13 protein-coding genes and 1 riboswitch are annotated in these 10,078 nt (G+C 43.6%); of the genes, 9 read left to right on the forward strand and 4 right to left on the reverse strand.

Features of this window, described 5'->3' with window-relative positions; genetic code table 11:
• Positions 1 to 20: 20 nt before the first annotated feature.
• From B4J23_RS06155 to panD, 4 genes are all read left to right on the forward strand, one after another.
• Positions 21 to 974, forward strand: coding sequence for a ribose-phosphate pyrophosphokinase (locus B4J23_RS06155; RefSeq protein ID WP_004784839.1), 954 nt, complete (start codon positions 21 to 23; stop codon positions 972 to 974).
• Positions 975 to 1,074: 100 nt separating this feature from the next.
• Positions 1,075 to 1,371: a 50S ribosomal protein L25 gene (gene rplY, locus B4J23_RS06160; protein ID WP_004784841.1), complete on the forward strand. Its 297-nt coding sequence runs from the start codon at positions 1,075 to 1,077 to the stop codon at positions 1,369 to 1,371.
• A gap of 19 nt (positions 1,372 to 1,390) precedes the next feature.
• Positions 1,391 to 1,972, forward strand: coding sequence for an aminoacyl-tRNA hydrolase (gene pth, locus B4J23_RS06165; protein WP_180129867.1), 582 nt, complete (start codon positions 1,391 to 1,393; stop codon positions 1,970 to 1,972).
• Positions 1,973 to 2,115: 143 nt separating this feature from the next.
• Positions 2,116 to 2,496 (forward strand): aspartate 1-decarboxylase, encoded by a 381-nt coding sequence (gene panD / locus B4J23_RS06170; protein ID WP_004784844.1) that lies wholly within the window; start codon positions 2,116 to 2,118, stop codon positions 2,494 to 2,496.
• 67 nt (positions 2,497 to 2,563) lie between these two features.
• Here the strand turns inward: panD and B4J23_RS06175 are convergent, their stop codons facing one another.
• The gene (locus B4J23_RS06175) at positions 2,564 to 3,127 is read right to left on the reverse strand and encodes a GDYXXLXY domain-containing protein (RefSeq protein ID WP_291359332.1); all 564 of its coding nucleotides are present in this window, start codon (positions 3,125 to 3,127) and stop codon (positions 2,564 to 2,566) included.
• Positions 3,124 to 4,929, reverse strand: coding sequence for a DUF2157 domain-containing protein (locus tag B4J23_RS06180; protein WP_291359334.1), 1,806 nt, complete (start codon positions 4,927 to 4,929; stop codon positions 3,124 to 3,126). Before B4J23_RS06180 ends, B4J23_RS06175 begins: the two co-directional genes overlap by 4 nt.
• Before the next feature lie 171 nt (positions 4,930 to 5,100).
• Positions 5,101 to 5,257: riboswitch (FMN riboswitch) on the forward strand.
• A 106-nt stretch (positions 5,258 to 5,363) separates the two neighbouring features.
• Between B4J23_RS06180 and ribB the strand changes: the two genes are divergently transcribed.
• Positions 5,364 to 6,023, forward strand: a complete 660-nt coding sequence (gene ribB, locus B4J23_RS06185) for a 3,4-dihydroxy-2-butanone-4-phosphate synthase (RefSeq protein WP_159123456.1) — start codon at positions 5,364 to 5,366, stop codon at positions 6,021 to 6,023.
• Positions 6,024 to 6,081: 58 nt separating this feature from the next.
• On the opposite strand, the gene B4J23_RS06190 is transcribed toward ribB, so the two are convergent.
• Positions 6,082 to 6,693, reverse strand: a complete 612-nt coding sequence (locus B4J23_RS06190; protein ID WP_166137851.1) for a LysE family translocator — start codon at positions 6,691 to 6,693, stop codon at positions 6,082 to 6,084.
• A gap of 45 nt (positions 6,694 to 6,738) precedes the next feature.
• Positions 6,739 to 7,224 (reverse strand): DUF1289 domain-containing protein, encoded by a 486-nt coding sequence (locus tag B4J23_RS06195; protein WP_179992824.1) that lies wholly within the window; start codon positions 7,222 to 7,224, stop codon positions 6,739 to 6,741.
• Between the two features lie 188 nt (positions 7,225 to 7,412).
• Between B4J23_RS06195 and B4J23_RS06200 the strand changes: the two genes are divergently transcribed.
• The 4 genes from B4J23_RS06200 (at position 7,413) to B4J23_RS06215 (ending at position 9,994) form a co-directional block, all read left to right on the forward strand.
• Complete coding sequence (locus B4J23_RS06200; RefSeq protein ID WP_180179108.1) at positions 7,413 to 8,345, forward strand: rhodanese-related sulfurtransferase; 933 nt, start codon at positions 7,413 to 7,415, stop codon at positions 8,343 to 8,345.
• A 206-nt stretch (positions 8,346 to 8,551) separates the two neighbouring features.
• On the forward strand, positions 8,552 to 8,830 hold the full coding sequence (locus tag B4J23_RS06205; RefSeq protein WP_291359338.1) for an FUSC family protein: 279 nt from the start codon (positions 8,552 to 8,554) through the stop codon (positions 8,828 to 8,830).
• An 88-nt stretch (positions 8,831 to 8,918) separates the two neighbouring features.
• Positions 8,919 to 9,536, forward strand: a complete 618-nt coding sequence (locus B4J23_RS06210) for a DedA family protein (protein ID WP_291359340.1) — start codon at positions 8,919 to 8,921, stop codon at positions 9,534 to 9,536.
• Between the two features lie 29 nt (positions 9,537 to 9,565).
• Complete coding sequence (locus B4J23_RS06215) at positions 9,566 to 9,994, forward strand: ABZJ_00895 family protein (protein ID WP_159123450.1); 429 nt, start codon at positions 9,566 to 9,568, stop codon at positions 9,992 to 9,994.
• The last annotated feature ends 84 nt before the right edge of the window (positions 9,995 to 10,078 follow it).

Consider the following 10,078-nt stretch of genomic DNA (forward strand, 5'->3'; position numbering starts at 1 on the left):
CCAACCGCCAAGGGTGCTTCATGCCCAATCTTGTCGTTTTTAGTGGAACCGCGCATCCACAATTCGCTCAAAAAGTCGTAAGTCACTTACATATTCCTCTAGGCGCTGCCTCTGTAGGCCAGTTCTCTGATGGCGAAATCGCTGTTGAGATCACTGAAAATGTTCGTGGTAAAGACGTATTCATCGTACAACCTACTTGTGCACCGACCAACGATAACCTGATGGAAATCCTGGTTATGGCTGACGCGTTACGCCGTGCAAGTGCTGGTCGTATTACTGCCGTGATTCCTTACTTCGGTTATGCCCGTCAAGACCGTCGTCCCCGTTCAAGCCGTGTGCCGATTACTGCAAAAGTTGTTGCAGATATGCTGACCACTGTAGGTATTGACCGTGTGGTGATGATTGACCTTCACGCTGACCAGATCCAAGGTTTCTTCGATATTCCTGTAGACAACATCTACGGTACGCCAGCCCTGCTTGCTGACTTACGCCAACAACAGCATCATAACCTGATGGTTGTTTCTCCTGACGTAGGTGGTGTAGTTCGTGCTCGTGCTGTTGCGAAACAGATGGGTGATATCGACCTGGCGATCATCGATAAACGTCGTCAAAAAGCGAATGAATCACAAGTGATGCATTTGATTGGTGATGTGAAAGATCGTGACTGTGTGATCGTTGATGACATGGTGGATACTGCTGGTACGCTTTGTAAAGCTGCTGATGCGTTGAAAACTTTCGGTGCCCGCAAAGTAGTTGCTTACGCGACTCACCCAGTATTATCTGGTAAAGCACTTGAAAATCTGAAAAATTCTGTGATCGATGAGTTGGTAGTTACTGACACCATCCCTCTTTCAGAAGAAGCTTTAGCTCTTGGCAAGATTCGCCAGGTTTCAGTTGCAAGCATGGTTGCTGAAACAATTCGTCGTATCAACAACGAAGAATCTATTAGCGCAATGTTCGATTCTTATCTATAATAGTGCGCTGAATTTCCAAAGCCCTGCCATTTGGCGGGGCTTTCTATCACCGGATCGGTCGCAGGTCCGGTTCATTTAAAACTTAAATAGGATGTCTATCATGGCAAACTTCGTATTAAACGCAGAAGCACGTGAAGTAGCACAACAAGGGAAAGGTTCGAGCCGCCGCCTTCGTCATGCTGCTAAAGTTCCAGCGATCATCTATGGTGGCGAAGCTGCTCCTGTAGCTGTTTCTCTTGAACTTCGTCAGCTTGTTAAATTCTTAGAAAGCAACTCATTCTTCGAAGAAGTGATCGAAATTGATGTAAACGGTAAAGTTGAAAGCGTTAAAATCCAAGCGTTACAACGTCACCCAGCTAAAAACACTCCAATGCACGCTGACTTTAAACGCGCATAAGTGTTAATGGTGTAGATTAGTGTCAAATATTTCACTGATTGTTGGTTTGGGCAACCCAGGTTCTGAGTATGCTCAAACCCGCCATAATGCAGGCTTCTGGTTTGTAGAACGCCTTGCAGATCAATATGGCATTAACCTTAAAAAAGACCCTAAATTCAATGGATTCAGCGGTCGTGGCAATATCGAAGGTCAAGACGTCCGTCTCCTTCTACCTACAACATTCATGAACCTTTCCGGTAAAAGTGTTGTTCCTTTCGCCAAATTCTACAATATCGCACCCGAATCAATCCTGATTGCCCATGATGAACTGGATATGAATCCAGGCATTATTCGCCTGAAAACTGGCGGTGGTCATGGTGGACATAACGGTTTACGCGATATCGTGCCGCATATCGGTCCGAACTTTCATCGTCTACGCATTGGTATTGGTCACCCAGGTTCTAAAGACCGTGTTTCTGGTCATGTCCTGAGTAAAGCACCAAGCAGTGAACAAGAGTTAATGGACGATGCAATTGCCCATGCACTTGCTCGCGCCAAAATGCTGGTGAACGGTGAAGTACAACAGGCAATGAATCAAATCAATGCTTATAAACCGAACTAAACATTCATAAATTGCTGGACAATTCCGCTTGCCTTGCTGGCCATTTAGGCGCAAAATGCGCAAGCCTACCCACTTATCCAGTGTCGTAGAAATTGATTCAACCATAAGATCAAAGTCTTAGGTCAACTAAGGGGACGCTAGCCATGCTATCTCGTTTATTAAAATGCAAAATTCATCGCGCTTTTGTTACACATGCAGAATTACACTATGAAGGTTCATGTGCAATTGATGGCGTTTTGATGGATCTAGCTGGCATTCGTGAATACGAAGAAATTCATGTTTGGAACGTGACCAATGGTAAGCGTTTTACTACTTATGCCATTCGTGGTGAAGATAATTCAGGGATTATTTCTGTGAATGGTGGTGCTGCGCACCAGGCTGATGTTGGTGATATCGTGATTATCGCAACATTTGGTGATTTCACTGAAGCCGAAGCCAATGCTCATAAACCACGTCTGGTTTATGCCAACCCGGATAACACTGTGAATCACACTGCAAATTGCATTCCGGTACAGGTTGCCTAAGCTGGTTCAACAAGATTCTCAAAAGCTCGCTTCTCGCGGGCTTTTTTATGGGCTGATTAAAATAAAACTAACGCCCCTGCCACCAGCTTTTTCGGTTCTCACAGTTTAAGGACTTAAGATTTTGATCTACCAGGTCAGCCAACAAAGTTTCTCCATTTTCTTTTAGCTTTAATTCGGCGAATTTAGCATTACGATAACAAGGCTCAAGTCCCTCAGCGAACATAAAACTGTTGGCAGCCGGATATAAGCCTTCAAAGGTATTCCGCGGATTCTTCAGAATTAATCGCGCTGAGCGTGGCTGATCCAGCGCACTTCGATTAAAACTGGTTTTGACAACTCTTCTTTGCTCATCAAGCTGTACATAGCTTAGTACACGGGACTGGTTTTCAAAATCTTGAATACTGATTTTAGTTTCTGATTGTTCTGATCTATTCTCCGCTGCTAGTGCACTAAAATGCAGATCATAATTCAGCGCCATATAATCGCCTTGCAGAATTGATCGCGGATCTACTGGTGCCAGCTCCACATAAATACTTTGGCTATCTCGAAGATGCCATTCATGTTGCGCAATCAATCCACAAAATAAGGCAATACTGAAAATAGCCAGATGCAAAGGAAGAAACTTTTTCATCTTGCCTCTCCTTGCTCATGTTGTAGTTTTGACCCCTTTAAAATATAGGCCAGCAACAAGACCAGTATCCCTGAAGCAAAGATACTGATGCTTTTTAATAGGAAGCTTAAGCCCAGATTGTAATACAGCATCCATAGCCAGAAGATCAGCAATAAAATGGTAAGTGCCTGTATAAGTCGTTGCTGATAGACCACTGCCCACGCCATAAGCAGCATAATAATAAAAATCTCAAAATAGCCCAACAGAATGAGTAAGATGCCAAATACAGGAATCAGCCAGAGCAATTTTTCAGAAAATTGCTGCCAGTTTTGCCAGATAAAACCAAGCAACAATAAGCTCGGAAGAACATAAAACAGCAGACCGTGGTCAAGGCTGATCTGCCCGATGCCCTGCCAGTGCTCTAATCCAGTCACAGATTGAACCACGGCTGAACCTGTCAGCATAGCAATGATCCAGAGCAGAATACTTTTCTGATAAATTGAGGACTGCCAATATCTAGCGGTTAGAATTAGCCCGATAAAAATGACATAGTTCAAGCTTAGGGCAAGCGTGATTACAATATCATCATGCTTAAAGGAATTCTCTAATGCCAAAACCACAATTGCTAAAGCATGAGCTATCAAGAGCTGTAAGGTTAGAATGAACCAGTGCATCCGTTTGATCACAGTCAGAGCCAGCATCATTAATTGCAACAGCCACACTATAAACAGACTATCGGTGAGCAGTTCCGTATGAATTAATACCGCAGCTTGCCCGCAAACCCAAAGACAATAGGCAAACTGACGTAGAAATATGGAATTCTTTTGACTTAATAATTTCCAAGCGATGCCAATAAAAATGAGACCTAAAACAATTGAAACTGCTTTCCAATAGGTCAGTAATAAGACTGCCAGAATAATTCCAGCTATCCATGCACCAAGTGCCAAAGGAATGACGGAGAATTTGGTTTGTGGAAAAATTTTCTTTAGGGCAAAACTGATCATCGCAAACCAGCCAAAGATCAGCATTGCCAAGATAAATAAGCCCGCTGCTGAATTGGTAAGCTGATCGTCCACCAGTTCAAACAGCCATAGGCTCAAACTGGCAGCCAAGCCTGCAATCAGTAAAATGGTTTCTAGTGCCTGATGCTTACGATAAAAATAAAATGCAGCACCTGCTGGCAGAACAACTGAAGAAGCCAGATAGATCAGCTGAAAATGATGGGTAAACTGCATCATACTGCTGATCGAAATCATAATAATGAGTGCAATAAACAGGTACCGCAGCAGCAGATAATAACGTATGGCAAAGGCAAAGCTGATGGCTGTCAGTAGGTTCAAAGTCAATAAATACAACCCTTCTGCCCGTATCATCCAGAAACTTTGCTTAAAGTAAAAATACAATGCCAGCTGACTGACCACACAAAGCATGGCAAAAACCCCGATATTTGGTCGATATAGCCACGGCAACAGCAATACGGCCCAGAGCAGAAATAACTGATAACTATCCGCACCAGTCTGATAGATCTGCCCAATCACCACCAGACTTAAGCCCAGCATCAGGCCAGATACAGTATCCAGACTCTGTCTGATCCATTCCCGCTGATTAAAGTAAATGCTGGCTATTGCACTACAGAGTAAAACCAGCATTGGAATTGCTAACTGTACCTGATTCGGTAGCATCCACCAGTTCGCAGCCATTAAATACAGCAAACTGACTGCAATCAGCGCAACGCCCAAAATATTGAGATAACACAAAACCTTTGCATCACAAAACAGCAAGGGAGAAAATGGATTATTATGGATCAGCTCGGTTTTCTTCATTGTCAGAATGATTGATCAATTTCTATTGTTAATAGCAACATAACATGTTTCCAGTTTTTTGCTAAAGGACTGTAGTAATTCAGATAATCTGTTTTGCTTATCTGAAATTCTGCAAATTCGTGACTGGCCAAACTATCCCATCTTTTAAAAATCAGGACTATAATGGCCCTACATCGCTTCAGGGCGGGGTGAGATTCCCCACCGGTGGTAATTTCAGGGTAGTAAATCTCTATTCCTAAATCAGCCCACGAGCGGTCAATTTCGATTGATCTGCAGATCTGGTGCAAATCCAGAGCCGACGGTATAGTCCGGATGAAAGAAGACGAAAGCAGTACACCCTGTTTTATGCCTGGCATGAAACTGTTTTGCTATAAGCCTATTTTCACTATGTCCTGAAATGTTCAATCGTACTTTTACTTTACGTGAGCGTTTCAATGTCAAGTTTGATTCAACCCGAAATTTTCTTTTCCGCTTTAGCTCCCGCTGAACAGCGCATCCAACAAGCACTCGAAGACATCCGCCAAGGCAGACCTGTTCTGGTGATGGATGACTTTGACCGCGAGAATGAAGCCGACCTCATCATTGCAGCAGAGACTTTGACTGTAGAAACCATGGCTCGTATGATTCGTGATGGTTCCGGTATTGTGTGCCTATGTCTGACTGATGAACTGGCCAATCATTTAGAACTGCCACCTATGGTGCAGGATAACTCTAGCCAGTTTAAAACTGCATTTACTGTCACCATTGAAGCTGCGGAAGGTGTGACGACTGGTGTATCTGCCAAAGACCGTACCACCACGATTAAAGCAGCCATTAAAGACGGCGCTGTCGCCAGTGACCTGAATCGCCCAGGGCATGTCTTCCCTTTACGTGCCCGTGAAGGCGGTGTGCTGACCCGTCGTGGTCATACCGAAGGTACGATTGATCTTGCACGTCTGGCTGGACTGAAACCTGCCGGGGTTCTGTGTGAACTGACCAATCCAGATGGCACCATGGCTTCTGGTATTCAGGTATTGTCTTATGCACAGACTCATCAGCTGACCGTGATCACTATTGATGAACTGGTGCATTACCGCCAGCAGCACAATGTCTAAGACGTAAAGATAAAAAATCCCGGCTTAAGACCGGGATTTTTATTTTATATAAATATTTTTAGATGAGTACAGACAATATTCCATAGACTGCGACTACTAATAAAATCAAACCGCACAAACCCAGCAAATAAGGATACAGCCTGGATTTAGCAAAGCGTTGAAAGCCTAAATAAACTAATGACAGAGTCAAAAAATCCAGCACAATCCAGCTGATCGTCAGAATCACTAAGCTGGAATCTAAGTTTGGAGTAATGCCAATAAACTGCGGGAAAAACGCAGCAAAGAAAATAATATCTTTGGGGTTGGAGATCCCCACCAGAAAACCGGTTCGGAAGCCACCCTGTACTGGCTGCAAGCCTTGTGAACTGGTTGAACCCTGCCCTTGCCAGACTTCCCGGAAAATCTGGATTCCCAGCCAGGCAATATATAAACAGCCAAGCAGCTTGATGCCATTCAGCCAGTTTTCATTAATGACCAATAAGCCTTTTAAGCTAAAAATAGATAAGGTGATCAATACCAGAGAAGCAAAATTCGTCCCGAAAATGGTCTGCAAAGCATGCTTGTAGCCACCTTTCAGTCCAGCACTAGCGACCAGCAACATCACAGGCCCAGGTGTGGCAATCATGATAACGACGGCCAGACAATAGAGAATATATTCACTGATATTCATGCCATTTCCTCAGCTATCATGATTTTACTAAATAAAAAAGAGGACTTAGTCCTCTTCCTGCATATGAATCAGATGCTGGCTGATCCCATCTGCCCGTAAAAAAGCCAGGTCATAACTGGCTTTGGCGAGTGCCAGTACCCGACGTTCGAATTCATCCCAAAGCGGGCGCACCTGTTTGTAATGAATGCCTAAACCGCTTTCATCAGTAAAATGACGATTCTTTTCACAGAGTTTTAAGGCATGGTAAAGCTTACGACCTTTAGTCGCATCTTCACGTAGACGCACCCGTTTAGACAGGACAAATGTTTCCACTTTGGCCAGATTCGCCATCGGCAGCATCGGGACCAAAATCTGATCTAGCTGTGCATCCAGCCGCTGCCAGACCGCAGTATGTTGATCTGCGTTATAACTATTCCAGTGAATCACTTCATGATTAAAACGGCGGCAACCACGACAGACCGCATCACCAAATACGGTTGAGCAACGCCCTGCGCAAGGGGTCAAAGATGCAATACGACGATCCGAACTCAAAACTTACTCCAACTGTGCTGCAACTTCCAGCATCTGCATCATTGCATCAAAATCCTGGGTCGGCATGACTATACACGCTCTCCCTATCGATTTGAAGTCCGTTAAAACCCGGCCTTTTACTCGCTTATTCATTCAAATCACGTTAAAATATGCGCCTTTCAAATTATCATGCTACGTTGGAGTATTCCATGAACGCTACTGTAGAACAGCTTGCACCTGTAGAACAGCAAGCGACGACTGGTTGGGTTGTTGCCGCACTTTATCAATTCAAAGAAGTTCAAGATCCTGAGGGTCTGCAACAACGTCTTTTAGACTTGGTAAAAACCATCAACCTTTGCGGTACTCTAATTGTGGCAGGTGAAGGCATTAACGGTACTGTTGCGGGTAACCGTGAAGCTATCGACAAAGTACACAAGTTCCTGCTTGATGAAGGCTTCAACGAAATGGAATACAAAGAATCTCATAGCTCTGACAAACCATTCCGTAAAATGAAGATCAAGCTGAAAAAAGAGATTGTGACTTTAGGTGTACCGGTTAAGCCACGAGATCTGGTTGGCCATTATCTTGATCCTAAAGAATGGAACGAGCTGATTGCACGTGATGATGTGATTCTGGTTGATACCCGTAATGATTACGAATACAAAGCCGGTACCTTCAAAGGCGCAATCGATCCAAAAACTGAAACTTTCCGTGAATTCCCTGAATATGTGAAAAAGAATCTGGAACAGCACAAGGACAAGAAGATTGCCATGTTCTGTACCGGTGGTATTCGCTGTGAAAAATCAACTTCTTTATTGCTTCAGGAAGGTTTTAAAGAGGTGTATCACCTGAAAGGCGGTATTCTGAAATATCTGGAAGAAACGCCAGCTGAAGAAAGTCTGTGGGAAGGTGAATGTTTCGTATTTGATGGCCGTACTGCAGTTACACATGGTGTGGAAGAAGGTCAAAATACCAAATGTCATGCGTGTGGCTGGCCATTAACACCTGAAGAGGCAGCGCTGCCAAGTTATGAACACGGCGTATCTTGTGTGTACTGCATCGATAAAACTACCGAGAAACAAAAAGAAGGTTTCCGTATGCGTCAATCGCAAATTCTGGCTGCAAAACGTAAACGTCTCTAATTCCAGTTTTGTAACTAAAAATATCTAAGCCCTCTTCGGAGGGCTTTTTGTTTACATAAGCATTACATCTGCAATAAAAAACTTACCAATCCCTTACCAAGAACAGCATATTTTTACAGCTAAGCTTGATAGTCTTTATATCACATTACTTTGTTACCATAAGTCTTTCATTATTAATTAATTTTTTAAATGAAAAGGAAAACAAAATGGCCAATTCACTTGCTCGGGATCCAGATAATATTGTTAGATTCGAACCTAAAGAAAATACAAAACTGGAACGTATTACCCAACTGACAGATGAGCTAGAAGCAGAATCACATCTGTTTATTGTGATCTTGGGAACTATCATTGGTGCCATTCTTGCCCTGTTTATTGGCTACCATATTGAGGCTACAGCAGCACAGTATTTACTGCTCAGTGCTCTGCCAGTTTGCCTGGCTTACAGCTTACGTAAAGTTTACATTTATACCTTAACCCATAGTTAATCCGCACTTGGCCATTTATATAACTTAACTTTACCCTCTTAAAAATACTGCTTAGGATACAAGCAGTATTTTTTATTTTGCCAATTTTATGAATCTGACTGAATGGATTATTTCTGTCATGGAACAGCTGAGCTACTGGGGCATTGCCTTGCTCATGTTTCTTGACAATGTCTTTCCCCCGATCCCCTCTGAAATTATCATGCCTTCTGCCGGCTATTCCGCTTCTCAGGGAGAATTAGTGCTGGTCGGAGTCATTATTGCAGGCAGTATCGGTTCGTTATTGGCAGCGGCATTGCTCTATTGGATTGGCTACAAATTTAACCACGACAGTATTTTCAGATTTGTAGACAAATACGGAAAATTCCTGTTTATCAAATCTGAAGACGTGAAAAAATCTTTAGAATGGTTCGAGCAGTATGGACACCGGATTGTGTTCTTTGGCCGGATGATTCCGGCAGTACGCTCCCTCATCAGTATCCCGGCCGGCATGAGTCATATGCCTTTCTGGAAATTCATGTTCTATAGCGGACTGGGTACTATTATCTGGACCACGTTCCTGGCCTGTGTCGGTTTTTATTTTGGTGAAAACCAGGAATTGATGCACAAAATCTTCAGTCAGGTCAGTTATGTGATTATTGCGATTGTCGTGATCATCGTGGGCTGGGTTCTATACCGTAGACATCAACGTAAAAATCGTCCATCCTGAAGAGACCTCAGCATAAGGAGGCTAAAACGATGTCGCATTATCTTAAATATTTTGCCACCGTTTATCTGACTCTGGTCTTAATAGTCGGCATACTCATCTATGTGTTCAATCTGGGCGCCATTCTGCTGATTCCTGCCCTGATTGCCTCCGCCTTTCTCAGCGCCCGATACTTTGTGAAAAAAGAACTCCGACTACCCACCCAGGAAGAGAAAAGCAGACTGGTCTGGGGTTCCACGATTATTGCCATGACCTTCGGATTTATCTTTTTGTTTATAGTCATCTGGCTGCATCCACAGACGGAGGAAATCTATAGAAGGATGGCCTATACAGGACGCGGGCCAAATTCGTTTCTGGTAGCTGCAAGTATTGCTTTACATGCCTTGCTGTTCCATATCGCCTACAATGGCTATGCGCGTTACAGCTTGAGCAAGCGTACCGGTGCTGATCATAAACCTTAGATTAAATCATCCACTAGTCCAAACGTTGTACAAAACACCTGAGCTAAAAAAAGCACCTGACGGCACTGCTGTCCCATAGTTTGC

The sequence above is a fragment of the Acinetobacter sp. UBA3025 genome (assembly GCF_002367915.1).
GTDB lineage: Bacteria > Pseudomonadota > Gammaproteobacteria > Pseudomonadales > Moraxellaceae > Acinetobacter.

What these genes read in the sequence shown, in the direction of transcription:
- B4J23_RS06205 (WP_291359338.1), top strand. Translation starts at nt 8,552, where the DNA reads ATGGCCAATTCACTTGCTCGGGATCCAGATAATATTGTTAGATTCGAA.
- panD (WP_004784844.1), top strand. Translation starts at nt 2,116, where the DNA reads ATGCTATCTCGTTTATTAAAATGCAAAATTCATCGCGCTTTTGTTACA.
- B4J23_RS06155 (WP_004784839.1), top strand. Translation starts at nt 21, where the DNA reads ATGCCCAATCTTGTCGTTTTTAGTGGAACCGCGCATCCACAATTCGCT.
- B4J23_RS06180 (WP_291359334.1), bottom strand. Translation starts at nt 4,929, where the DNA reads ATGAAGAAAACCGAGCTGATCCATAATAATCCATTTTCTCCCTTGCTG.
- B4J23_RS06190 (WP_166137851.1), bottom strand. Translation starts at nt 6,693, where the DNA reads ATGAATATCAGTGAATATATTCTCTATTGTCTGGCCGTCGTTATCATG.
- rplY (WP_004784841.1), top strand. Translation starts at nt 1,075, where the DNA reads ATGGCAAACTTCGTATTAAACGCAGAAGCACGTGAAGTAGCACAACAA.
- ribB (WP_159123456.1), top strand. Translation starts at nt 5,364, where the DNA reads ATGTCAAGTTTGATTCAACCCGAAATTTTCTTTTCCGCTTTAGCTCCC.
- B4J23_RS06200 (WP_180179108.1), top strand. Translation starts at nt 7,413, where the DNA reads ATGAACGCTACTGTAGAACAGCTTGCACCTGTAGAACAGCAAGCGACG.
- B4J23_RS06210 (WP_291359340.1), top strand. Translation starts at nt 8,919, where the DNA reads ATGAATCTGACTGAATGGATTATTTCTGTCATGGAACAGCTGAGCTAC.
- B4J23_RS06215 (WP_159123450.1), top strand. Translation starts at nt 9,566, where the DNA reads ATGTCGCATTATCTTAAATATTTTGCCACCGTTTATCTGACTCTGGTC.
- B4J23_RS06175 (WP_291359332.1), bottom strand. Translation starts at nt 3,127, where the DNA reads ATGAAAAAGTTTCTTCCTTTGCATCTGGCTATTTTCAGTATTGCCTTA.